Source organism: Streptomyces sp. NBC_01298 (assembly GCF_035978755.1).
Classification (GTDB): domain Bacteria; phylum Actinomycetota; class Actinomycetes; order Streptomycetales; family Streptomycetaceae; genus Streptomyces.
Genome location: NZ_CP108414.1, coordinates 2,676,315 through 2,700,451, shown reverse-complemented (window position 1 = coordinate 2,700,451; position 24,137 = coordinate 2,676,315). Strand labels below are relative to the sequence as shown.

Genomic DNA, 24,137 nt, shown 5'->3' with positions numbered 1-24,137 from the left:
CTGAGGGTACGGCCGGAAGGTCTTATCTTCGTGATGCCGGCCCCAGTGAACTTCGTCTCCGGACGAGGGTGATGGGTGACTGGTCGTTGCTTGAGAACTACACAGTGGACGCGAGCATCTGTAGGCCAAGTTTTTAAGGGCGCACGGTGGATGCCTTGGCACCAGGAACCGATGAAGGACGTGAGAGGCCGCGATAGGCCCCGGGGAGCTGCCAACTGAGCTTTGATCCGGGGGTGTCCGAATGGGGAAACCCGGCAGTCGTCATGGGCTGTCACCCATGCCTGAACACATAGGGCATGTGGAGGGAACGCGGGGAAGTGAAACATCTCAGTACCCGCAGGAAGAGAAAACAACCGTGATTCCGGGAGTAGTGGCGAGCGAAACCGGATGAGGCCAAACCGTATGCGTGTGATACCCGGCAGGGGTTGCGCATGCGGGGTTGTGGGAATTCTTTTGATCGGTCTGCCGGCCGGTCGGCGAGTCAGAAACCGTTGATGTAGTCGAAGGACATGCGAAAGGTCCGGCGTAGAGGGTAAGACCCCCGTAGACGAAACATTAACGGCTTGCTTAAGGATCTCCCAAGTAGCACGGGGCCCGAGAAATCCCGTGTGAATCTGGCGGGACCACCCGCTAAGCCTAAATATTCCCTGGTGACCGATAGCGGATAGTACCGTGAGGGAATGGTGAAAAGTACCGCGGGAGCGGAGTGAAATAGTACCTGAAACCGTGTGCCTACAAGCCGTGGGAGCGTCGCCGTTATTCTTCGGAATAACGGTCGTGACTGCGTGCCTTTTGAAGAATGAGCCTGCGAGTTAGCGGTGTGTAGCGAGGTTAACCCGTGTGGGGAAGCCGTAGCGAAAGCGAGTCCGAATAGGGCGATTGAGTTGCACGCTCTAGACCCGAAGCGGAGTGATCTAGCCATGGGCAGGTTGAAGCGGAGGTAAGACTTCGTGGAGGACCGAACCCACCAGGGTTGAAAACCTGGGGGATGACCTGTGGTTAGGGGTGAAAGGCCAATCAAACTCCGTGATAGCTGGTTCTCCCCGAAATGCATTTAGGTGCAGCGTCACGTGTTTCTTGCCGGAGGTAGAGCACTGGATAGGCGATGGGCCCTACCGGGTTACTGACCTTAGCCAAACTCCGAATGCCGGTAAGTGAGAGCGTGGCAGTGAGACTGTGGGGGATAAGCTCCATGGTCGAGAGGGAAACAGCCCAGAGCATCGACTAAGGCCCCTAAGCGTACGCTAAGTGGGAAAGGATGTGGAGTCGCAGAGACAACCAGGAGGTTGGCTTAGAAGCAGCCACCCTTGAAAGAGTGCGTAATAGCTCACTGGTCAAGTGATTCCGCGCCGACAATGTAGCGGGGCTCAAGCGTACCGCCGAAGTCGTGTCATTGCAGCAATAGGGCCAACGCCCGCTGTGATGGGTAGGGGAGCGTCGTGTGCCGGGTGAAGCAGCAGCGGAAGCTAGTTGTGGACGGTTCACGAGTGAGAATGCAGGCATGAGTAGCGATACACACGTGAGAAACGTGTGCGCCGATTGACTAAGGGTTCCTGGGTCAAGCTGATCTGCCCAGGGTAAGTCGGGACCTAAGGCGAGGCCGACAGGCGTAGTCGATGGACAACCGGTTGATATTCCGGTACCCGCTTTGAAACGCCCAATATCGAATCAGGCGATGCTAAGCCCGTGAAGCCGTTCCGGACCCTTCGGGGAAAGGAAAGTGGTGGAGCCGGTGACCCAGACTTGTAGTAGGTAAGCGATGGGGTGACGCAGGAAGGTAGTCCAGCCCGGGCGGTGGTAGTCCCGGGGTAAGGGTGTAGGCCGAGGGGTAGGCAAATCCGTCCCTCATATAAGGCTGAGACCTGATGCCGAGCCGATTGTGGTGAAGTGGATGATCCTATGCTGTCGAGAAAAGCCTCTAGCGAGTTTCATGGCGGCCCGTACCCTAAACCGACTCAGGTGGTCAGGTAGAGAATACCGAGGCGTTCGGGTGAACTATGGTTAAGGAACTCGGCAAAATGCCCCCGTAACTTCGGGAGAAGGGGGGCCATCACTGGTGATCGGATTTACTCCGTGAGCTGGGGGTGGCCGCAGAGACCAGCGAGAAGCGACTGTTTACTAAAAACACAGGTCCGTGCGAAGCCGTAAGGCGATGTATACGGACTGACGCCTGCCCGGTGCTGGAACGTTAAGGGGACCGGTTAGTCACATTTCGGTGTGGCGAAGCTGAGAACTTAAGCGCCAGTAAACGGCGGTGGTAACTATAACCATCCTAAGGTAGCGAAATTCCTTGTCGGGTAAGTTCCGACCTGCACGAATGGCGTAACGACTTCTCGACTGTCTCAACCATAGGCCCGGTGAAATTGCACTACGAGTAAAGATGCTCGTTTCGCGCAGCAGGACGGAAAGACCCCGGGACCTTTACTATAGTTTGATATTGGTGTTCGGTTCGGCTTGTGTAGGATAGGTGGGAGACTTTGAAGCGGCCACGCCAGTGGTTGTGGAGTCGTCGTTGAAATACCACTCTGGTCGTGCTGGATGTCTAACCTCGGTCCGTGATCCGGATCAGGGACAGTGTCTGATGGGTAGTTTAACTGGGGCGGTTGCCTCCCAAAAAGTAACGGAGGCGCCCAAAGGTTCCCTCAGCCTGGTTGGCAATCAGGTGTTGAGTGTAAGTGCACAAGGGAGCTTGACTGTGAGACCGACGGGTCGAGCAGGGACGAAAGTCGGGACTAGTGATCCGGCGGTGGCTTGTGGAAGCGCCGTCGCTCAACGGATAAAAGGTACCCCGGGGATAACAGGCTGATCTTCCCCAAGAGTCCATATCGACGGGATGGTTTGGCACCTCGATGTCGGCTCGTCGCATCCTGGGGCTGGAGTCGGTCCCAAGGGTTGGGCTGTTCGCCCATTAAAGCGGTACGCGAGCTGGGTTTAGAACGTCGTGAGACAGTTCGGTCCCTATCCGCTGTGCGCGTAGGAATATTGAGAAGGGCTGTCCCTAGTACGAGAGGACCGGGACGGACGAACCTCTGGTGTGCCAGTTGTCCTGCCAAGGGCATGGCTGGTTGGCTACGTTCGGGAGGGATAACCGCTGAAAGCATCTAAGCGGGAAGCCTGCTTCAAGATGAGTATTCCCACCTCCTTGAGAGGGTAAGGCTCCCAGTAGACGACTGGGTTGATAGGCCAGATGTGGAAGCCCGGTAACGGGTGGAGCTGACTGGTACTAATAGGCCGAGGGCTTGTCCTCAGTTGCTCGCGTCCACTGTGTTAGTTCTGAAGTAACGAACTGTGTTCATATCCGGTTGGTTAACTTCATAGTGTTTCGGTGGTCATAGCGTTAGGGAAACGCCCGGTTTACATTCCGAACCCGGAAGCTAAGCCTTTCAGCGCCGATGGTACTGCAGGGGGGACCCTGTGGGAGAGTAGGACGCCGCCGAACAACCCGCCCTTTTAGCTCAGTCGGTAGAGCGTCTCCATGGTAAGGAGAAGGTCAACGGTTCGATTCCGTTAAAGGGCTCCAAAACGAGAAGGCCCCCGCCATTGGCGGGGGCCTTTTTGCGTTTCCCCCCACTCTTTCCGCGATCTCCTCCTGAGTATCCTTCGGTTTGGATTGATCTTGAGGGTGTTGTTGGGGAGGGACGCGTGATGTCGGATCAGACTCCGGCCGAGGCCGAGTTCGAGCAGGCCTGGGCCGACGAGAGGTATACCCGGGCGGTTCTGCCGGCCGTGGACGTGAACCGGATCCTGGGGGAGCGGTACGTCGCCGCGGAGCCGGTGGCATTGGACCGGGCGGGGATCTGGGACATGGAGGTCCGGAAGGCCGGCAATCCCGGTGCCTTCATTCCGTACGTCATTCAGGAAGGCTCTGCCTCCGCCTGGGTGCCGGGCCGGGCGGGCGCGGACCTGGGGGCCGAGTTCGCCCGGCAGTCGCGGCAGAGGCTGTGGCTGGAGCCGGACGAGTACGGACTCGTGCTCGAAGAGACGTACCTGAACCATGACCGGCAGGTGGTCACCTTTCTGGGCCGGGAGACCTTCGCCGACGTGCGGGGCGTGCCCCTGCGCGCGGACGGCCGGCAGCCGCTGTTCCACGTACAGCACGGGGTCGCCGGTACGGATGAGAGGCCGCTCAATACCTGGCGGATCGTCCTGCTGACCGATGAGCCGGACGAGCGGCTGGTGAAGGTCTTCGACCGGATGGCCGGTGATCCCTGGCTGCCCGAGTTCCTCGAGCTGTACGTCCGGGACGTGCTCGGGATCGCGCTGGCGCGCCGGGACGACGTCTGAGGGTCTGAGGGACGGCGCAAGGAGGGCCTCCGCCTTTGTGGCGGGGGCCCTTTGTGCGTGGTGGGGGTCCGGGGCTCCTCGTCAAGCCCCGAATCTTCGGGCCGTGACCGGGGGCGGGGGCCGGGGCGCAATGGGATCAGCAGGAGTTCCCAGGCCTTCGATCCACGGGAGGAAAGCTCATGAACAACGAACGGATTCGACACCTCGCCCACACGGTCAGGATCGCTCTGGCCGGTGACGCCGCCTCTCCGTCCGTGCAGCCGTTCCGGTCCGCTTCCCGGTCCGACACCGGCCGGGATTCGGTCGTGGAGACGGGCAGTGCGCCCTGGACCGGGGAAATGGCGGCCCCGTCGTTCATGATCCTGGTGGCGGGGCCCCGCCGCTAGGGCGAGTGGCGCGACGGTGCTCAGTCGCCGTCGCGCTGCCGGGGGATGCGGAAGGCCAGGATGGCCATGTCGTCGGAGGCCGGTTCCGCGGCGAAGCGTTCCACCGCGCGCAGGACGCGGGAGGCGACGGCGCCGGCGGTGAGGCCCGTACAGGTGGTGAGGACCTCGGCGAGGCCGTCGTCGCCGAGCATGCGGGTGCCCTCGCGGCGTTCGGTGACACCGTCGGTGACGCAGAGGAGGACGTCGCCCGGGTCCAGGGTGAGGGTCTGCTCGTAGAGCTCCAGGTCGTCGAGGACGCCGAGGAGGGGCTGCGGGTCGGCGGCGGGGATGACCTCGCCGTTCGGGCGCAGGCGCAGCGGCAGCGGGTGGCCCGCGCAGACGACCTTCATGTGGGCGCCGCCGTCGGGCTGCGGGTGCAGCTCGCCGTAGAGGAGCGTGAGGAAGCGGCTGCGGTCGCCCTCGTCGAGGATCGCCGCGTTCAGGCGTTCCAGTACGGCCGGGCCGCCGAGGCCCTCGCGGGCCAGGAGGCGCAGGGCGTGGCGGGCCAGACCGGTGACGGCGGCCGCCTCGGGGCCCGTACCGCAGACGTCGCCGATGGCGAACCCGTAGACGCCGGGGCGGATCGGGAAGACGTCGTAGAAGTCGCCGCCCACCTCGTTGCCCTCGCCCGCCGCGCGGTAGATGACCTCGACCTCGATGCCGGGGATGGTGGGGGAGCCGGGCGGCAGCAGGCTGCGCTGGAGCGAGCGGCTGATCGCGGTGCGCTCGGAGTACAGGCGGGCGTTGTCCAGGGCGAGGGCGGCGCGGCGGGAGAGGTCCTCGGCGAGTTCGAGGATCTCCTGGCGGAAGTGCTCCTCGGAGGGCTTGCCGAGGGTCAGCATGCCGATCACGCGGTTGCGGGCGAGGAGCGGGAGGACCACGGTCTCGCCGCCGACCGCCAGGGAGGTTTCCGGCCAGGGGCGGGCGCCGGACTCGCGGACCGGCTCGGGCGGGCTGACCTGGGCCAGCAGGGCCTTGAGTCCGTCGATGCGTTCCTCGTCCTCGTGCAGGACGTACGAGAGGAACGGGTCGGAGGCCTGGTCGGCGATGGTGTAGACGGCGCACCAGGTGGCGAGGGTGGGGACGGTCATCTGGGCCATGAGGGCCAGGGTCTGGTCCCGGTCCAGGGTGCCGGCGAGCAGGTCGGAGGCCTCCACGAGGAAGGAGAGGGAGCCGCGGCGCAGTCGTTCGAGCTCGCCGAGGCGGGCGGATTCCACGGCGAGGGCGATGCGGTCCGCGGCGAACTGCAGGCGCAGGGCGTCGTCGTTGGAGTAGCGGCCGGGCATCTCGGCGGCGACTCCGAGGGAACCGGTGAGGCGGCCCTCGACCTTGAGGGGGACGGTGATGGCGGAGCGCATGCCGGTGGCTTCCAGGAGGGGTACCGCGCCGGGGACGACGACGAGGTCCTCGTGGATGGCGGGCATGCGGGCGCTGCCGTACCGGTTGGTGCCGGCTTCGACGGGGACGCGGGCGAAGCGCTGGCGGGTGGACGGCAGGCCGGTGGTGGCGCGGACCTCGAGCTCGGTCTCGTCGTCGGTGGCGAGGAGGAGGAAGGCGGAGTCGGCGTCGAGGAGGTCGCGGGCGCGTTCCACGGTGCGCTGGAGAAGGCCGTCGAGGTCGTCGGGGGCGGGGGAGCCGATGAAGATCTCGAAGGGGTCCGTGGGGCGGGTCTCGGTGAGGTGGCCGCCGTCCATGGGGGCCCGTACGGGGCTCTGCAGCAGGGCGCGCTCGTCGTCGTGCACGAGCAGGCAGACGATGGAGGGCTCGCCGTGGGCATCGCGGACCCGCAGGTGGGAGGCGTAGATCGGGATGACGCGGCCGTCGGCGCCGCGGATGCCGTAGCTGCCCTCCCAGCGGGACAGGCGCAGGGCCTCGGCGATGCCGGTGCCGGTGCCGGGGGTCTGCGGCCAGGCGGCGAGCTCGGCGAGCGGGCGGCCGACCGCCTTCGAGGCGAGGTGGCCGAAGATGATCTCGGCGTCCTCGTTCCAGGCGGAGACGGTGCCCGCGGAGTCGATCTGCAGGACGGCGACGCGGACCCGGCTGTCGGCCAGGGGGAGGAGCTGGTCGGGGACGACGGGCCCCGCGGAGCGGGTACCGACCGGACGGTCCGGCATGTCGAGCCGGAACCAGACGTGCTTGTGCGCGGCCGTGTACTCGACGCCCCAGCGGGTGGCGAGGGCCGCGCAGAGCATGAGCCCGCGGCCGTTCTCGCGGTCGGGGTCCGCGTACGGGCGCTCGCCGGGGAGGTGGAGCGGGAGCTCGCGCTCGGGGTAGCGGTCGGCCACCTCGACCCGTACGCCGTCCTCGGTGCGCAGGCACAGGACCTCGGCGCGGGTTCCGGCGTGGACCACGGCGTTGGTGACGAGCTCGCTGGTGAGGACGACCGCGTCGTCGACGATGTCCGAGAAACCCCAGCCCTGGAGGGTGTCGCGGACGAATGCGCGGGCAGCAGCGACCGAACGCCCCTGTGGATCGAAACTGGCAGCCGCCCGTGCCGTGATCACAAGTCTCCTTCGACGCGGTGGACAACGGATGCCAGGTTACTTACCTTCGCGGTCGCCATGGTGCCGTCGTCCGGGAATCCACCCGCAGGGTGCGGAGGGTGTGCGATGGTGCCGGAGTGTTATGGCCGGGTTCGGCCGGGGTGAAACACTGGGCAGGCTTGAAGTCGGGCCGTACATGGGCACGGCGTAAACGGGCACGGCGTAGATGGGCACGGCGTAAGTGGGCGCAGTCTGATGAGCAAGATGCCCGGTGGAACAGAGGTCGACCCCTTCGGGAGGGACACGGTGGAGGCTGGCGCGGCGGTGCGGCGTACGGGAACGCGCCCGAAGGGAGGTCGCTCCCGGCGGGGCACGACGACGGAGGTCGATACCGCGGCCCTGAACAGGCTGCTCACGGCCCTGGTGTCGATGCGGGACGGTAACTTCCGCAAGCGCCTGACGGTGTCCGGCGACGGGGTGATGGCGGAGATCGCCGCCGTCTACAACGAGGTCGCCGACCGCAATCTCCACCTGACCGGGGAGCTGTCCCGGGTGCGGCGGATGGTGGGCCGCGAGGGCAAGCTCAGCGAACGGCTGGAAACAGGTGCCTGCGAGGGCTCCTGGGCGGCCGCGATCGATGCCTCGAACCAGCTGGTGGACGATCTGGCCCGGCCGGTGTCCGAGGTGGGCCGGGTGCTGTCGGCGGTCGCCGAGGGTGATCTCGACCAGCGCATGGACCTGCGGACCCAGGCCGCGGAGGGTGCCGGGCACCCGCTGCGCGGGGAGTTCCTGAAGGTCGGGCGGACGGTCAACAACCTGGTCGACCAGCTCTCCGCGTTCACCGACGAGGTGACGCGGGTGGCGCTGGAGGTGGGTACCGAGGGCAAGCTCGGCGGCCAGGCGCAGGTACGCGGGATGTCCGGGTCCTGGAAGGATCTGACCGACTCCGTCAACACGATGGCGTACCGGCTCACCGCTCAGGTGCGTGACATCGCTCTCGTGACGACGGCGGTGGCCAAGGGCGATCTGTCGCGCAAGGTCACGGTGCACGTGGCCGGCGAGATGCTGCAGCTGAAGAACACCGTGAACACGATGGTGGACCAGCTCTCCTCGTTCTCCTCCGAGGTGACCCGCGTGGCCCGCGAGGTGGGTACGGAGGGTGAGCTCGGCGGCCAGGCGAAGGTGCCCGGGGTCGCGGGCGTGTGGAAGGACCTGACCGACTCGGTCAACACCATGGCCGGGAACCTGACGGCCCAGGTGCGCGGGATCGCGCAGGTGACGACGGCGGTGGCCAACGGCGACCTGTCGCAGAAGGTCCGGGTCAGCGCGCGCGGCGAGGTCGCGCAGCTGGCCGAAACGATCAACCAGATGACCGAGACGCTACGGACCTTCGCGGACGAGGTCACGCGCGTGGCCAGCGAGGTCGGGGCCAAGGGAACGCTCGGCGGCCAGGCTCAGGTGCCGGGGGCCGCGGGCACGTGGAAGGACCTCACCGACTCGGTGAACACGGTCTTCCGCAACCTCACCACGCAGGTGCGGGACATCGCGACGGTGACGACGGCGGTGGCCAACGGCGACCTGTCGCAGAAGGTCACCGTGAACGTGGCCGGCGAGATGCTGGAGCTGAAGAACACCGTCAACACGATGGTGGACCAGCTCCAGTCCTTCGGCGCAGAAGTGACGCGGGTGGCCCGTGAGGTCGGCGTCGAGGGCGAACTGGGCGGCCAGGCGCAGGTGCCGGGCGCGGCGGGCACGTGGAAGGACCTCACCGACTCGGTGAACACGGCCTTCCGCAACCTCACCGGTCAGGTCCGCAACATCGCCCAGGTGACGACGGCGGTGGCCAACGGCGACCTGTCGCAGAAGGTCACGGTCGACGTCTCCGGCGAGATGCTCCAGCTGAAGAACACCGTGAACACGATGGTGGACCAGCTGTCCTCCTTCGCCGACCAGGTCACGCGGATGGCGCGGGACGTGGGCACGGAGGGCCGGCTCGGCGGCCAGGCGCGGGTCGAGGGGGTGTCCGGCACCTGGAAGGAGCTCACCGACTCCGTCAACTTCATGGCCGGGAACCTGACCTCCCAGGTGCGCCAGATCGCCCAGGTGACCACGGCGGTGGCGCGCGGCGACCTCTCGCAGAAGATCGACGTGGACGCGCGCGGCGAGATCCTGGAGCTGAAGAACACCATCAACACGATGGTCGACCAGCTCTCGGCCTTCGCGGAGCAGGTGACCCGGGTGGCCCGGGACGTGGGTACGGAGGGCCGGCTCGGCGGTCAGGCGCAGGTGCCCGGTGTGGCCGGCGTATGGCGTGATCTGACGGACTCCGTGAACGGCATGGCCGGGAACCTGACCTCCCAGGTCCGCAACATCGCGCAGGTCGCCACCGCGGTGGCGCGCGGCGACCTGTCGCAGAAGATCGAGGTCGATGCCCGGGGCGAGATCCTGGAGCTCAAGAACACCCTGAACACGATGGTGGACCAGCTCTCGAACTTCGCGGAGCAGGTGACCCGGGTGGCCCGGGAGGTGGGTACCGAGGGCATCCTGGGCGGCCAGGCGGAGGTGAAGGGTGTCTCCGGCACCTGGAAGGACCTCACCCAGTCCGTCAACTTCATGGCGAACAACCTGACCTCGCAGGTGCGCAACATCGCGGAGGTGACCACGGCGGTCGCCATGGGCGACCTGTCGAAGAAGATCACGGTCGATGCCAAGGGCGAGATCCTGGAGCTCGTCACCACCGTGAACACGATGGTGGACCAGCTCTCCTCCTTCGCCGAGCAGGTGACGCGGGTGGCCCGCGAGGTGGGTACCGAGGGCATCCTCGGTGGCCAGGCCCGGGTGCGCGGGGTCACCGGCATCTGGAAGGACCTCAGCGACAACGTCAACACCATGGCCGGCAATCTGACCGCCCAGGTGCGCGGCATCGCGCAGGTGTCGACCGCGGTGGCCAACGGTGATCTGACCAAGACGGTCACCGTCGAGGCGCGCGGCGAGGTCGCGCAGCTCGCCGACACCGTCAACACGATGGTCAAGACCCTGTCCTCCTTCGCCGACGAGGTCACGCGCGTGGCCCGCGAGGTGGGTACGGAGGGCCGCCTCGGCGGCCAGGCGCACGTGCCGGGGGTCTCCGGGACGTGGAAGGACCTCACCGACTCGGTGAACTTCATGGCCTCCAACCTCACCGGCCAGGTGCGGCAGATCGCCATGGTCACGACCGCCATCGCCAAGGGCGATATGACCAAGAAGATCGACATCGACGCGCGCGGGGAGATCCTGGAGCTCAAGACCACGATCAACACGATGGTCGACCAGCTCTCCTCCTTCGCCGACCAGGTGACCCGGGTGGCCCGGGAGGTGGGTACCGAGGGCATCCTCGGCGGCCAGGCCCGGGTGCGGGACGTGGACGGCACCTGGCGGGACCTGACCGAGTCCGTGAACGAGATGGCCGGAAACCTCACCCGGCAGGTGCGCGCCATCGCGGCCGTGGCCACCGCGGTGACGCGGGGCGACCTCAACCTGAAGATCGACGTGGACGCGGCGGGCGAGATCCAGGTCCTCCAGGACAACATCAACACGATGATCGCCAACCTGCGCGACACCACCTTGGCCAACAAGGAGCAGGACTGGCTCAAGGGCAACCTCGCCCGCATCTCCGCCCTGATGCAGGGCCGCCGCGAGCTGGACGACGTGGCCTCGCTGATCATGAGCGAGCTGACCCCGGTGGTCTCCGCGCAGCACGGGGCGTTCTTCCTGGCGCTGCCGACCGGGGGCACCACCGAGATCGGGACCGACGGCGGCGCGGACGGCTCGTACGAGCTGCGGATGCGCGGGAGTTACGCGTACGCCAGCGGGCAGATGCCCATCTCCTTCCGGCCGGGGGAGGGGCTCATCGGCATGGTCGCCGAGGAGAAGCGGATGGTGCTCATCGAGAACACCCCGCCCGGTTACCTGAAGATCTCCTCCGGGCTCGGCGAGGCCCCGCCGGCGCACGTGATCGTGCTGCCGGTGCTCTTCGAGGGGAAGGTGCTCGGCGTCATCGAGCTGGCCTCCTTCCAGCCCTTCACACAGATCCAGAAGGACTTCCTCAGCCAGATCGCCGAGATGATCGGGACGAGCGTCAACACCATCTCCGTCAACTCCAAGACGGAGATGCTCCTCAAGCAGTCGCAGGAGATGACCGAGCAGCTGCGCGAGCGCTCCGACGAGCTGGAGAACCGGCAGAAGGCCCTCCAGGCCGCCAACGCCGAGCTGGAGGAGAAGGCCGAGCTGCTGGCCCAGCAGAACCGGGACATCGAGGTGAAGAACACCGAGATCGAGGAGGCCCGGCAGGTCCTCGAGGAGCGCGCCGAGCAGCTCGCGGTCTCGATGCGGTACAAGAGCGAGTTCCTGGCGAACATGTCCCACGAGCTGCGGACCCCGCTCAACTCCCTGCTGATCCTGGCCAAGCTGCTCGCCGACAACGCGGACGAGAACCTCTCGCCCAAGCAGGTGGAGTTCGCCGAGACCATCCACGGGGCCGGCTCCGACCTGCTCCAGCTGATCAACGACATCCTCGACCTGTCGAAGGTCGAGGCCGGGAAGATGGACGTCTCCCCGACCCGGATCGCGCTGGTCCAGCTCGTCGACTACGTGGAGGCCACCTTCCGGCCGCTGACGGCGGAGAAGGGCCTCGACTTCTCGGTACGGGTCTCCCCGGAGCTTCCGGCCACCCTGCACACCGACGAGCAGCGGCTGCTCCAGGTACTGCGCAACCTGCTGTCGAACGCGGTGAAGTTCACCGACACCGGGGCGGTGGAGCTGGTGATCCGGCCCGCCGGGGCCGATGTGCCCATCGCGATCCGCGAGCAGCTCCTGGAGGCCGGTTCGCTGCGGGAGGCCGACGCCGACCTGATCGCCTTCTCGGTGACCGACACCGGGATCGGGATCGCCGCGAGCAAGATGCTGGTGATCTTCGAGGCGTTCAAGCAGGCCGACGGGACCACCAGCCGCAAGTACGGAGGCACCGGCCTCGGGCTGTCCATCAGCCGGGAGATCGCCCGGCTGCTGGGCGGGGAGATCCACGCGGCGAGCGAACCGGGCCGCGGATCGACCTTCACGCTGTACCTGCCGCTGCACCCGAGCGAGCTGCCCCCGCAGGGGTACGCGCCGCCGACGCCCGGCGGGGCGCGCGGGGAGCTGTACCGCCGCCCGGCCGCCGAGGAGGCGCGGCCCGAGCTGCCGGCGGCGCCGGTGGCGCAGGGCCCCGTAGGGCCGGTGGCGCCGATGGCGCTGCCGCGGGCCGGGGAAGGGTACGGGCAGGGTTCTTCGGCGCTGTTCCGGCGGCGGCGCAAGGCGATGGCCGAGCCGCCGCTGCGGGCGGAGGTGCCCGGCCAGGGCGAGGCGGACGCGTGGGCCGTGGACGAGCCGCTGCCGACGGCGCCGCGGACGTACGACTTCCACGGCGAGCGGGTGCTGATCGTGGACGACGACGTGCGCAACGTCTTCGCGCTGACCAGCGTGCTGGAACAGCACGGTCTGGCGGTGCTGTACGCGGAGAACGGCCGGGAGGGCATCGAGGTCCTGGAACAGCACGACGACGTGGCGCTCGTGCTGATGGACATCATGATGCCGGAGATGGACGGGTACGCGACGACCTCGGCGATCCGGCGGATGCCCCAGTTCGAGGGGCTGCCCATCATCGCGCTGACGGCGAAGGCCATGAAGGGGGACCGGGAGAAGGCGATCGAGTCCGGTGCCTCGGACTACGTGACCAAGCCGGTCGAGCCCGATTACCTACTGTCGGTCATGGAAGGGCACATGCGCGGGGCCGGGGCGTGACCGGGCGGGCCGAGGGGGACTCCCGAGGGAACCTTCTGCCCTTCCACCACGTTTCTCGTTCGTGCGCTGTGACATCTTGGTGACAGGGTGTGGCGATCTCGGGACTGGGGCTACGATGACCGGCACAAGGACGGACGGCGCAAGGATGCCGTCCTCTGGGGCGGGGCCCGGCGCACAGGCCGGAGCCAGGAGCCGGGGAGGCCCCATGCCGGGGCGAGGAGGACAGGGCATGGTGCAGAAGGCCAAGATCCTCCTGGTCGACGACCGGCCGGAGAATCTGCTGGCGCTGGAGGCCATCCTCTCCGCGCTCGATCAGACACTGGTCCGGGCGTCGTCGGGGGAGGAAGCGCTCAAGGCGCTGCTGACGGACGACTTCGCGGTCATCCTGCTCGACGTGCAGATGCCGGGCATGGACGGGTTCGAGACGGCCGCGCACATCAAGCGGCGTGAGCGGACCCGGGACATCCCGATCATCTTCCTCACGGCGATCAACCACGGTCCGCACCACACCTTCCGCGGGTACGCGGCGGGCGCGGTGGACTACATCTCCAAGCCCTTCGACCCGTGGGTGCTGCGGGCCAAGGTTTCGGTGTTCGTCGAGCTGTATACGAAGAACTGCCAACTGCGCGAGCAGGCGGCGCTGCTGAGGCTCCAGCTGGAGGGCGGCAGCTCCAACGGTGCGGTGGACGGCTCCAAGGAGACGGCCGGCCTGCTGGCCGAGCTCTCCGCGCGGCTCGCCGCGGTGGAGGAGCAGGCGGAGGCGCTGACCAAGCAGCTCGGCGAAGAGTCGGCCGATCCCTCGGTGGTGGCCACCGCGGCCCACCTGGAACGCAAGCTCACCGGACTGCGGCGGGCGCTCGACGCGCTGGAGCCGGGAACCGGCGGCGGGGCTCCCGTGCTGCCCGCACAGGGCTGAGGTTCGCGGTCCTTCGGCGGCCCGCCGGCGGTCCTTCGGCGTCAGTCGCTCGCGGTCCGCAAGGGCCGCGTGCGGGCCCGGTTGGCGGGCCGTCAGGTCTGGCGGAGCGTCAGGGCGGGCCACCGGTACGGGCCGAGGCCGCGGGCGTCTCCCACCCCGGACCCGGAACGACACGAACGGGTGAAGGGGTGGGCACGCGTGTCCACCGGCGCGCGCACCGGTAACCTCGGGCGCATGGCCTCAAGTACGTCCGGTAAGGGTTCCCAGAGCACGGCGGGCACCGCCAAGGGCCGCACCGGCCGTACGACGGCGCCGGCGAAGAAGGCTGCCCCAGCGCGCAAGCCGCCCGCGAAGAAGGCGGCGTCCGCGGCCAAGCGCGGCCCCGTCAGGAAGGTGGCGCCGAAGCCCGCGCCGTCCCCCACCGGGGGAGTGCTGCGGCTGGTGCGCGCCTTCTGGCTCGGCATCGCGCACGCGGTCGGCGCGATCTTCCGCGGCATCGGCCAGGGCGCGAAGAACCTCGACCCGGCCCACCGCAAGGACGGCCTCGCCCTGCTGCTGCTCGCCCTCGCGCTGATCGTCGCCGCCGGTACCTGGTCGAACCTGAGCGGGCCCGTCGGGGATCTGGTGACCATGCTGGTCACCGGCGCCTTCGGGCGGCTCGACCTGCTCGTGCCGGTCCTGCTCGGTGTCATGGCGGTACGTTTCATCCGCCATCCCGAACAGGCCGACGCCAACGGCCGCATCGGCATCGGGCTCTCGGCGCTGGTCGTCGGAGTCCTGGGGCTCGTGCACATCGCCTGCGGAGCCCCCGGGCGCGACGAGGGCACCACCGCCATGCAGAACGCCGGCGGGCTGATCGGCTGGGGCGCCTCGAAGCCGCTGATCTTCACGATGGGCGCGCCGCTGGCCGTGCCGATGCTGGTGCTGCTCACCGTGTTCGGGCTGCTGGTGGTCACCGCCACCCCCGTCAACGCGATCCCGCAGCGGCTGCGGAGCGCGGGCATCCGCCTCGGGGTCATCGCTCCGAACGAACACGATGCCGAGTACGCCGAGCACGCGGAGTCCGGGGACTTCCCGGGCTCGGCCGCCGCGGACCGGCACGATGCCGAGCGCTGGCGGGCCCACGCCGGCGCCGCCGGGCCGGGCGACCCGGCGGACGCGGCCGAGGAGGAGGCGCTCGCCCGGCGGCGGCGCCCCCGCCGGGCCGCGGGCCGGCCGGCCATGGACCGCGGGATGGACGCCGTCGACGTGGCCGCGGCGGCCGCCGCCGCACTGGACGGGGTGGTGTACGGCGGCATGCCGCCCTCCCCGCTGGTCGCCGACCTCACGCAGGGCATCTCGGTGGAGCGCGAAGGCCGCGAAGGTCGCGAAGGTGCGGAGATCACCGCCCCGGTCCCGGCGGCCCGGGAGGAGGGGCCCGCCCGCGAGGAGAAGCCCGCGGCGGCGGCGTCCGAGGGCGCGGCCCCGCCGCACGACACCACCGCGGCGGCCTCCGGGACGCTGTCCGTACCCGACCTGACCAAGGCCCCGCCCGAGACCCAGGCGCTGCCGCCCCGCGCCGAGCAGCTCCAGCTGCGCGGGGACATCACGTACTCCCTGCCCTCGCTGGACCTGCTGGAGAAGGGCGGGCCGGGCAAGACCCGCAGCGCCGCGAACGACGCGGTCGTGGCCTCGCTGACGAACGTGTTCATGGAGTTCAAGGTCGACGCGAAGGTCACCGGTTTCACCCGGGGCCCGACGGTGACCCGCTACGAGGTGGAGCTGGGTCCGGCCGTGAAGGTCGAGCGGATCACGGCACTGGCGAAGAACATCGCCTACGCCGTGGCCTCGCCCGACGTCCGCATCATCAGCCCGATCCCGGGCAAGTCGGCGGTCGGCATCGAGATCCCGAACACCGACCGCGAGATGGTCAACCTGGGGGACGTGCTGCGGCTGGCGGACGCCGCCGAGGACGACCACCCGATGCTGGTGGCGCTCGGCAAGGACGTCGAGGGCGGCTACGTCATGGCCAACCTGGCGAAGATGCCGCACGTGCTGGTCGCCGGAGCCACTGGTTCCGGCAAGTCCTCCTGCATCAACTGCCTGATCACCTCGGTGATGGTGCGGGCCACCCCGGAGGACGTCCGGATGGTGCTCGTGGACCCCAAGCGGGTGGAGCTGACGGCGTACGAGGGCATCCCGCACCTGATCACGCCGATCATCACCAACCCGAAGCGGGCCGCCGAGGCGCTCCAGTGGGTCGTGCGCGAGATGGACCTGCGCTACGACGACCTGGCGGCCTTCGGGTACCGGCACATCGACGACTTCAACAAGGCGATCCGCGACGGCAAGATCAAACTGCCGCCGGGCAGCGAGCGGGAGCTCAGCCCCTACCCGTACCTGCTGGTGATCGTCGACGAGCTCGCCGACCTGATGATGGTGGCCCCGCGCGACGTGGAGGACTCGATCGTCCGCATCACGCAGCTGGCCCGCGCGGCCGGCATCCACCTGGTGCTCGCCACCCAGCGGCCCTCGGTGGACGTGGTGACCGGTCTGATCAAGGCGAACGTGCCCTCGCGGCTCGCTTTCGCCACCTCCTCGCTCGCCGACAGCCGGGTCATCCTGGACCAGCCGGGCGCGGAGAAGCTGATCGGCAAGGGCGACGGGCTGTTCCTGCCGATGGGCGCGAACAAGCCGGTGCGGCTCCAGGGCGCCTTCGTCACCGAGGACGAGATCGCCGGGATCGTGCAGCACTGCAAGGACCAGATGGCGCCCGTCTTCCGCAACGACGTCACGGTCGGGCAGAAGCAGAAGAAGGAGATCGACGAGGAGATCGGCGACGACCTGGACCTGCTGTGCCAGGCGGCCGAGCTGGTGGTCTCCACGCAGTTCGGGTCGACCTCGATGCTCCAGCGCAAGCTGCGGGTCGGGTTCGCGAAGGCCGGGCGGCTGATGGACCTGATGGAGTCGCGGGGGATCGTCGGACCGAGCGAGGGATCGAAGGCGCGCGACGTGCTGCTGAAGGCCGACGAGCTGGACGGCGTGCTCGCGGTGATCCGCGGGGAGACTCCCGAGTAATGGGCAAAGGATCGGGGGCAACCGTTTCCCCCGGTCGCGTGTCTAGTTGAGGGAGGTGGCGGTCCGTTCCGGGTCGCCACACCGGGCGGGAGCCCCCTGGCCATTCGTATGGCGTAGGGAGGTGCCCCTCCGGTTGCTCCACCCTTTCGTCACCCCCCTAGACTGGACTTCCAGCAGGTGGCTACACGCTCGAAAGGCGCCCTCGTGTCCATCGGCAACGCCAAATCCCCCGAAGATGAACGGCCTTCGACCGACGACCGGTCCGAGGACCGCCTCGTCGAACGTTCCGTCGAAGAGCCGTCGATCGGGACGGCCCTCAAGAAGGCCCGGATCGCCGCCGGGCTGACTGTCGACGAGGTCAGTTCCACCACCCGCGTGCGCATTCCGATCGTGCACGCGATCGAATCCGACGATTTCTCGCGCTGCGGCGGCGATGTCTATGCCCGCGGCCACATTCGTACGCTCGCCCGTGCCGTGCGCCTCGATCCGGAACCCCTGATCGAGTCGTACGACGCGGCCCACGGCGGCCGGCCGGCACCCACCCCCGCCGCGCCGATGTTCGAAGCCGAGCGGATCCGTCCCGAACGGCAGCGGCCCAACTGGACCGCCGCCATGGTCGCCGCCATCGTCGCCGTGATCGGCTTCGTCGGCTTCACGGCCTTCGGCGGCGCCGACGACAAGACCAAGCGGCCGGTGGCGGAAGGTTCCGCCGCGCCGAAGCCCGCACCCACTCCCAACGCGTCCAAGCCCTCGGTCCAGGCACCGCCGGCGCCTACGGCTCCCAAGCCGGAGCCTTCGGACAGTGCTATCGCCGCCGCGCCCAAGGACCTCGTCACGGTCGTCCTGACGGCCAACGACGGCGAGAGCTGGATCTCGGCCAAGGACCACAGTGGCCGGCTCCTCTTCGACGGCACCCTCGAACAGGGTCAGTCGAAGACGTTCACGGACAAGGAGTCCATCGACCTGGTGCTCGGCGACGCCGGGGTCGTGAAGCTCTTCGTGAACGGCAAGGAGATCAAGGACGAGTTCCAGCCCGGACAGGTGGAACGCCTCACATACACCAAGGACGACCCGCGTCAGGGCCAGGCCCAGGCGGGCTGATCAGCAGGGCTGACCAGCAGGGAATAGAACGTTCCGGATCCCCGGAGTGCCGCGCCGCACTCCGGGGATCTTGTCGTCCGGGACGGGAGGCGGGGGCCGGTGCCGGGACGAAGTAGTCTTGAGTCCATGCCCGAACGCCGTACCGTCGCCCTTGTCACTCTTGGCTGCGCCCGTAACGAGGTGGACTCGGAGGAGCTCGCAGGCCGCTTGGCGGCGGATGGCTGGGAGCTCGTCGAGGACGCCGCCGATGCGGACGTAGCCGTCGTCAACACCTGCGGCTTCGTCGAAGCCGCCAAGAAGGACTCCGTAGACGCCCTGCTGGAGGCCAACGATCTCAAGGATCACGGCCGCACGCAGGCCGTCGTAGCCGTCGGCTGTATGGCCGAGCGCTACGGCAAGGAACTTGCCGAAGCGCTCCCCGAGGCCGACGGAGTACTCGGCTTCGACGACTACGCCGACATCTCCGACCGCCTCCAGACCATCCTCAACGGCGGCGTCCACGCCTCCCACACCCCGCGCGACCGGCGCAAGCTGCTGCCGATCAGCCCGGCGGAGCGCCAGGACGCCGAGGTGGCCCTCCCGGGTCACGCGCAGTCGACGCCCGCCGAGGAGCCGGCAGCGGCTCCCGCCGACCTTCCGGACGGCCTCGCGCCCGCCTCCGGGCCGCGCGCGCCGCTGCGCCGCCGCCTGGACAAGAGCCCGGTCGCCTCGGTCAAGCTCGCCTCCGGCTGCGACCGGCGCTGTTCCTTCTGCGCCATCCCGTCCTTCCGCGGCTCCTTCATCTCCCGCCGCCCCAGCGACGTGCTGGGCGAGACGCGCTGGCTCGCGGAGCAGGGCGTCAAGGAGATCATGCTGGTCTCCGAGAACAACACCTCGTACGGCAAGGACCTGGGCGACATCCGCCTGCTGGAGACCCTGCTGCCCGAGCTGGCCGAGGTGGACGGCATCGAGCGCGTCCGCGTCAGCTACCTCCAGCCCGCCGAGATGCGGCCCGGGCTGATCGACGTACTCACCTCGACCCCCAAGGTCGTCCCGTACTTCGACCTCTCCTTCCAGCACTCGGCCCCCGACGTGCTGCGCTCCATGCGCCGCTTCGGTGACACCGACCGGTTCCTGGAACTGCTCGACACCATCCGTTCCAAGGCCCCGACGGCCGGCGTCCGGTCCAACTTCATCGTCGGCTTCCCCGGCGAGACGGAGTCGGACTTCGCCGAGCTGGAGCGCTTCCTGACCAGCGCGCGGCTCGACGCCATCGGCGTCTTCGGCTACTCCGACGAGGACGGCACCGAGGCCGTCACGTACGAGAACAAGCTGGACGCCGACACCATCGCCGAGCGCCTCGCCCACATGCAGCGCCTCGCCGAGGAGCTCACCTCGCAGCGCGCGGAGGAGCGGATCGGGGAGACGCTGGAGGTGCTCGTCGAGACGGTCGTCCCGATCGACGAGGCGGAGGACGGCGAGGGAGCCTACGGGCGCGCCGCCCACCAGGCGCCCGAGACCGACGGCCAGGTCGTCTTCACGGACGGCGCGGGCCTGGTCGTGGGACGCATCGTCACCGCGAAGGTGGTCGGCACCCTGGGCGTGGACCTGGTGGCGGAGCCCCTGGGTGTGGATCTTGAGGAGGCGGCCGGATGACCGGAGCCCCGGCATCTGCGGCGGGCGGGACCGGCCGCCGGCCCGCGCCCGGCGCGAAGCTGGGCGCAGCGGCGGTCAATCAGGCCAGCCTGTGGAACATCGCCAACATCCTGACGATGATCCGGCTGGTCCTGGTGCCGGGATTCGTGATGCTGCTGCTCGCCGACGGGGGCTACGACCCCGTCTGGCGGGCGCTCGCGTGGGCGGCGTTCGCCGTCGCCATGATCACCGACATCTTCGACGGGCATCTGGCCCGTACGTACAACCTGGTCACGGACTTCGGGAAGATCGCCGACCCCATCGCCGACAAGGCGATCATGGGGTCGGCATTGGTGTGTCTGTCCTGGCTCGGTGATCTGCCCTGGTGGGTCACCGGAGTGATCCTCGGCCGGGAACTCGGGATCACGCTCCTGCGTTTCTGGGTCATCAGGTACGGAGTGATCCCGGCGAGCCGGGGCGGGAAGCTGAAGACCCTGACCCAGGGCGTGGCGGTGGGCATGTACGTGCTCGCGCTGACCGGGCCGCTGGCGACGCTGCGGTTCTGGGTGATGGCGGCCGCCGTCGTCCTGACCGTCGTGACCGGTCTGGACTACATCCGCGAGGCCGTCGTGCTCCGGCGCAAGGGGCTCGCCGCGGAGCGTGCCGCGCGGTGAACCTGCCGGAGGATGGCGCGGTGCTGCAAGAGACGGGCGGTTCTTCGGTGGCCGGTGAAGCGGTGCGGAATCCCGTGGGGGCTGCCGGGGGCAGCGGGGAGGTTGCGGCCGATGTGCTTCGACTCCTCGCGGAGAGTAACGGTACGGTTGCGGTTGCGGAGTCGCTGACCGGCGGCATGGTGGCCGCGGAGCTCACGGCGGTCCCGGGGGCCTCCAAGTCCTTCCGCGGGTCCGTCACCGCGTACGCGACCGAGCTGAAGCACCGGGTGCTGGGCGTGGACGCCGGGCTGCTGGAGGCCGAAGGCGCGGTGAACCCGCTGGTCGCGGAGGAGATGGCGGCCGGAGTACGGCGCGTGCTCGGCGCTTCCTGGGGCATCGCGACCACCGGGGTGGCCGGTCCCGACCCGCAGGACGGTCAGCCGGTGGGCACGGTTTTCATCGCCGTGGCGGGTCCCGGTGGCAGGAAAACGGCCCGGCTGCGGTTGAAAGGCTCCCGTGAGGAAATCCGTAGGGAGAGTGCACGGACAGTGCTCGAGCTGCTCGCGAGCGAACTCCGCGAGAATCTGCGGGGGCAGGATACGGAACAGGACGGGGGGATTTGATGTTTGCAGCCCTGAGTGAACACGACATCGCTCCCCGCACGGCCGCCGCGCGAGGCGGTACGGTGGGGCGTGAAGGTTACGGCTACACGGTCAGAGGAGGGAGCCACCGATGATTCTGCTCCGTCGCCTGCTGGGTGACGTGCTGCGTCGGCAGCGCCAGCGCCAGGGCCGTACTCTGCGCGAAGTCTCCTCGTCCGCCCGGGTTTCGCTCGGCTATCTCTCCGAGGTGGAGCGGGGGCAGAAGGAGGCATCTTCCGAGCTGCTCTCCGCGATCTGCGACGCGCTTGACGTACGGATGTCAGAGCTGATGCGGGAAGTCAGCGACGAGCTTTCGCTCGCCGAGCTGGCCCAGTCCGCCGCGGCGAGCGAACCGGTGTCCGCACCGGTCCGTCCGATGCTCAATTCGGTATCCGTGGCCTCGGTCACGGGTGGCCCGGAACGGGTGACCATCAAGGCGCCCGTGGAAGCGGTGAATGTCGTAGCCGCGTGATGCGTGTGCGTGTGTGCTGAGCGTATGAGTGTGGCCGGAGCCCCGGCCGGTGCCCTTGGGTGCCGGGTGGGGCTCTTTGCTGTTCCGGGGGTGGGTTCCGGTGCGGCGTTCCGGTGGCGGTGCCGCGGGGGCGCGACGGGGGTGCGGGGTCGGGCGGGGTGCGGGAGGATGGGCCCGTTCGGGTCTCCGGCCCCTGGAGGTGGCCGTGCGGCGGTTGCTGGGTATACCCGTGGGTCTGGCCCTCGCGCTGTCGGTGGGCGTCCTGTGGTGGTGGGCCGTGCTGCGGCTCGTGCTGGCTCCGGCCGAGGCCGGGCCGGTGGAGGGTGCGGTCGCCGTCGGGGGGTGGGGGCTGGGCCTGCTTCCGGTGCACTGCGTGCCGGGGCCGTTGGGTGGCCGTCGTCGCCGTGGGGCGGCGGGAGGCGTACGGGGTGCCGGGGGCGGAGCCGCGGGCGGGGGCGGCGTCGCGGGTGAGGGTGGGGAGTGGAGTGCTGCCGGGTCGGTGGGGGTCCGGGAGCCGGGGGCGGCGGTGGCAGGAGCTTCGGAGGGCGGCGAGGAGGGGGCCGGCTGATCCGGGGGCGTGGGCGGGTCGGGGGGCGTCGAGTTCGCGGTGGTCGGGGTCGGGTGGCGTCGGGTCGGGTGGGTCGGGGCCGGTGGGTGGTTACCAGGGCATGGCGACTCCACCGTTCGGGCGAAGGATCTGGCCCGTCATGAAGGACGAGGCGTCCGAGGCGAGGTAGAGCACCGCCTGGGCTATGTCCTCGGGCTCGCCCACGCGGCGCAGCGGGGACATGCGGGTCATCATCGCCTCGGTCTGCTCCTGGACCTCGGGGCTGTGCCGGCCGGTCATCGGGGTGCGGATCCAGCCCGGCGCGACGGCGTTGACGCGGATGCCGTGCGGGCCGGCCTCCGTGGCGAGGGTCTTGGTCAGCTGGACGACGGCCGCCTTGGCGGCGCTGTAGCAGAGCAGGCCGGGCTGGGCGGCGTCCACGGCGCCCGAGGCCATGGTAATGATCGAACCGGGCCGGCCGGCGGCGATCATGGCGCGGGCCGCCTCCTGGCAGGTGCGCAGCACCCCCTTGAAGTTGATGTCCAGGACCCGGTCGAGGTCCTCGTCGGAGGTCTCCAGGACGCTGCTGGTGTGCATGATCCCGGCGATCGCGGCGGTGATGTCGAGCGGGCCGGCCTGCGAGATCGCCGCCCGGATCGCGGCGCGGTCGGTGACGTCGAGGGGATGGGCGGTGGCCCGGCCGCCGGCCTTGGTGACGAGTTCGACGGTCTCCTGGAGGCCCTGGGCATCGCGGTCCGCGCAGTGCACGGCGGCCCCGGCCTCGGCGAGGAGCACGGCGGTGGCCCGGCCGATGCCGCTGGCGGCGCCGGTGATCAGGGCGGTGCGGCCGGTGAGTTCGTACGCGCTGGGTGTAGGCATGCGGGGACCGTACGACTGCATCTGACGGGCCGTCAACTAACGTGTCGGCCCGGATTGGCAGCGCGGACACCAGTAGGTGGGGCGGTCGTCCTGGGGGGCTTCGCGGATGGGGGTGCCGCAGCGCAGGCAGGGGCGGTGGGCGCGACCGTAGACGAACAGCTCCTGGCCTCGGCGGAGGCTGCCCGTGGTGTTGCGGTGGCGGGCCTTGTTCGCGTCGAGGAGCCGGTGTGCGGCGGCGGCGAGGCGGGGGAGGGTGCTGGGTGGCAGATCGCCCACCGGAGTCCAGGGGGTGACCTGGGCGAGGAAGCAGAGCTCGGCCTTGTAAATGTTGCCGATGCCGGCCAGGTTGCGCTGGTCGAGGAGGGCCTCGCCGAGGGGGCGGGCGGGGGCGGCGAGGAGGTTCGCGGCGGCGGTGGCCCCGTCCCAGTCGGGACCGAGCAGGTCGGGGCCGAGGTGACCGACGGCGCGGTGTTCGTCGGCGGTGCGGAGCAGTTCGACCACGGGGAGGCGGTAGCCGACGGCGGTGTGGTCGGTGGTGCCGAGGATGACGCGGATCTCGTGGGCGGGGCCGGGCGGGGTGGGGGTGGTCCTGGGGGTTCCGGTGGCTCCGGTGGCGGGGAGGATGCGCCAGGCGCCGTCCATGCGGAGGTGGGTGTGGAGGGTGAGGCGGGGGTGGGGGGTGGCTCGTGGTTCGGTGCGGTGGCCGGGGCCGGCGCCGGGGTTGGCGCCTGGGTCGGTGTTGGGTTCGGGGTCGCCGAAGCGGATGAGGAGGTGCTTGCCCCGGGGGACGACTTCCAGGGTGGTGAAGCCGGTGAGGTCGGCGGTGGCGAAGCGGGGGACGCGGAGGTCGGAGCGGGTGAGTTCCTTGCCCGCGAGGGCTTCGCGGAGGCGGGCCGCGACGCGGTAGACGCTGTCTCCTTCGGGCATGGGTTCATTCTCCTGCGGAGTCGGGCTCGACGGGTGCGGACGGGGGCGCCGCTGCGCGGGGCGTGCTCCCCGCCCCGCCCTTCCTCTGTTCCCCGGGGCTGCGCCCCGGACCCCGTATTCCGGGCTGGGTCTCGGGGCTTGCTGCTGGGCTGTGTGCCTGGCCCTGTTCCCGGGCCGTACCTCGGGTCCGGTCCCCGGGCTGCGCTCCGGACCCCGTTCTCTTGGCTGTGCCCCGGACCGTGTTGCCGGAGTGTTGCCGGCGGGTCGGTGTCCGGGTTGTGCACCGAGGGCCGTCCCGGGCTGTGCCGCCGGGGTCTGTCT

The 24,137-nt window shown here is 69.0% G+C and carries 14 protein-coding genes, 1 tRNA gene and 2 rRNA genes; 14 read left to right on the top strand and 3 right to left on the bottom strand.

What is annotated here, in order from left to right; translation table 11 throughout:
- Positions 1-123 precede the first annotated feature (123 nt).
- The 5 genes from OG730_RS12060 to OG730_RS12040 all read left to right on the top strand — a co-directional run bounded on the left by OG730_RS12060 (position 124) and on the right by OG730_RS12040 (position 4,670).
- Positions 124-3,247 (top strand): 23S ribosomal RNA (locus tag OG730_RS12060).
- 74 nt (positions 3,248-3,321) lie between these two features.
- Positions 3,322-3,439, top strand: a 5S ribosomal RNA gene (gene rrf, locus OG730_RS12055).
- 5 nt (positions 3,440-3,444) lie between these two features.
- Positions 3,445-3,520, top strand: a tRNA-Thr gene (locus tag OG730_RS12050).
- Positions 3,521-3,645: 125 nt separating this feature from the next.
- Entirely contained in the window at positions 3,646-4,284 is a 639-nt protein-coding gene (locus OG730_RS12045) for a hypothetical protein (protein ID WP_327304248.1), read from the top strand.
- A 179-nt stretch (positions 4,285-4,463) separates the two neighbouring features.
- Entirely contained in the window at positions 4,464-4,670 is a 207-nt protein-coding gene (locus OG730_RS12040) for a hypothetical protein (protein WP_327304247.1), read from the top strand.
- A 20-nt stretch (positions 4,671-4,690) separates the two neighbouring features.
- On the opposite strand, the gene OG730_RS12035 is transcribed toward OG730_RS12040, so the two are convergent.
- Positions 4,691-7,213: a SpoIIE family protein phosphatase gene (locus tag OG730_RS12035; protein ID WP_327304246.1), complete on the bottom strand. Its 2,523-nt coding sequence runs from the start codon at positions 7,211-7,213 to the stop codon at positions 4,691-4,693.
- 243 nt (positions 7,214-7,456) lie between these two features.
- Between OG730_RS12035 and OG730_RS12030 the strand changes: the two genes are divergently transcribed.
- The 9 genes from OG730_RS12030 to OG730_RS11990 all read left to right on the top strand — a co-directional run bounded on the left by OG730_RS12030 (position 7,457) and on the right by OG730_RS11990 (position 22,031).
- Entirely contained in the window at positions 7,457-13,009 is a 5,553-nt protein-coding gene (locus OG730_RS12030; RefSeq protein WP_442814886.1) for a HAMP domain-containing hybrid sensor histidine kinase/response regulator, read from the top strand.
- Positions 13,010-13,238: 229 nt separating this feature from the next.
- Complete coding sequence (locus OG730_RS12025) at positions 13,239-13,925, top strand: response regulator (protein ID WP_266881432.1); 687 nt, start codon at positions 13,239-13,241, stop codon at positions 13,923-13,925.
- Between the two features lie 234 nt (positions 13,926-14,159).
- On the top strand, positions 14,160-16,982 hold the full coding sequence (locus tag OG730_RS12020) for an FtsK/SpoIIIE family DNA translocase (RefSeq protein ID WP_327304245.1): 2,823 nt from the start codon (positions 14,160-14,162) through the stop codon (positions 16,980-16,982).
- A 204-nt stretch (positions 16,983-17,186) separates the two neighbouring features.
- The gene (locus OG730_RS12015) at positions 17,187-18,083 is read left to right on the top strand and encodes a helix-turn-helix domain-containing protein (RefSeq protein ID WP_327304244.1); all 897 of its coding nucleotides are present in this window, start codon (positions 17,187-17,189) and stop codon (positions 18,081-18,083) included.
- Positions 18,084-18,209: 126 nt separating this feature from the next.
- Positions 18,210-19,718, top strand: a complete 1,509-nt coding sequence (gene rimO / locus OG730_RS12010) for a 30S ribosomal protein S12 methylthiotransferase RimO (protein WP_327304243.1) — start codon at positions 18,210-18,212, stop codon at positions 19,716-19,718.
- Positions 19,715-20,371, top strand: coding sequence for a CDP-diacylglycerol--glycerol-3-phosphate 3-phosphatidyltransferase (gene pgsA, locus OG730_RS12005; protein ID WP_327304242.1), 657 nt, complete (start codon positions 19,715-19,717; stop codon positions 20,369-20,371). The genes rimO and pgsA overlap by 4 nt, the downstream gene beginning before the upstream one ends.
- A gap of 74 nt (positions 20,372-20,445) precedes the next feature.
- On the top strand, positions 20,446-20,973 hold the full coding sequence (locus OG730_RS12000; RefSeq protein ID WP_327309229.1) for a CinA family protein: 528 nt from the start codon (positions 20,446-20,448) through the stop codon (positions 20,971-20,973).
- Between the two features lie 109 nt (positions 20,974-21,082).
- Positions 21,083-21,463 (top strand): helix-turn-helix domain-containing protein, encoded by a 381-nt coding sequence (locus OG730_RS11995; protein WP_112451800.1) that lies wholly within the window; start codon positions 21,083-21,085, stop codon positions 21,461-21,463.
- Between the two features lie 205 nt (positions 21,464-21,668).
- A complete protein-coding gene (locus tag OG730_RS11990; protein ID WP_442814885.1) occupies positions 21,669-22,031 on the top strand; it encodes a hypothetical protein in 363 nt (120 codons plus the stop codon).
- A gap of 90 nt (positions 22,032-22,121) precedes the next feature.
- On the opposite strand, the gene OG730_RS11985 is transcribed toward OG730_RS11990, so the two are convergent.
- Both OG730_RS11985 and OG730_RS11980 read right to left on the bottom strand, forming a co-directional pair.
- On the bottom strand, positions 22,122-22,889 hold the full coding sequence (locus tag OG730_RS11985) for an SDR family NAD(P)-dependent oxidoreductase (RefSeq protein ID WP_327304240.1): 768 nt from the start codon (positions 22,887-22,889) through the stop codon (positions 22,122-22,124).
- Positions 22,890-22,925: 36 nt separating this feature from the next.
- Positions 22,926-23,816, bottom strand: a complete 891-nt coding sequence (locus tag OG730_RS11980; protein WP_327304239.1) for a DNA-formamidopyrimidine glycosylase family protein — start codon at positions 23,814-23,816, stop codon at positions 22,926-22,928.
- Positions 23,817-24,137 lie beyond the last annotated feature (321 nt).

Bases quoted from the DNA above. Each gene is read 5' to 3' on its own strand.
- OG730_RS12045 (WP_327304248.1), top strand. From the start codon at position 3,646: ATGTCGGATCAGACTCCGGCCGAGGCCGAGTTCGAGCAGGCCTGGGCC.
- OG730_RS12040 (WP_327304247.1), top strand. From the start codon at position 4,464: ATGAACAACGAACGGATTCGACACCTCGCCCACACGGTCAGGATCGCT.
- OG730_RS12030 (WP_442814886.1), top strand. From the start codon at position 7,457: ATGCCCGGTGGAACAGAGGTCGACCCCTTCGGGAGGGACACGGTGGAG.
- OG730_RS12025 (WP_266881432.1), top strand. From the start codon at position 13,239: ATGGTGCAGAAGGCCAAGATCCTCCTGGTCGACGACCGGCCGGAGAAT.
- OG730_RS12020 (WP_327304245.1), top strand. From the start codon at position 14,160: ATGGCCTCAAGTACGTCCGGTAAGGGTTCCCAGAGCACGGCGGGCACC.
- rimO (WP_327304243.1), top strand. From the start codon at position 18,210: ATGCCCGAACGCCGTACCGTCGCCCTTGTCACTCTTGGCTGCGCCCGT.
- pgsA (WP_327304242.1), top strand. From the start codon at position 19,715: ATGACCGGAGCCCCGGCATCTGCGGCGGGCGGGACCGGCCGCCGGCCC.
- OG730_RS11995 (WP_112451800.1), top strand. From the start codon at position 21,083: ATGATTCTGCTCCGTCGCCTGCTGGGTGACGTGCTGCGTCGGCAGCGC.
- OG730_RS11985 (WP_327304240.1), bottom strand. From the start codon at position 22,889: ATGCCTACACCCAGCGCGTACGAACTCACCGGCCGCACCGCCCTGATC.
- OG730_RS11980 (WP_327304239.1), bottom strand. From the start codon at position 23,816: ATGCCCGAAGGAGACAGCGTCTACCGCGTCGCGGCCCGCCTCCGCGAA.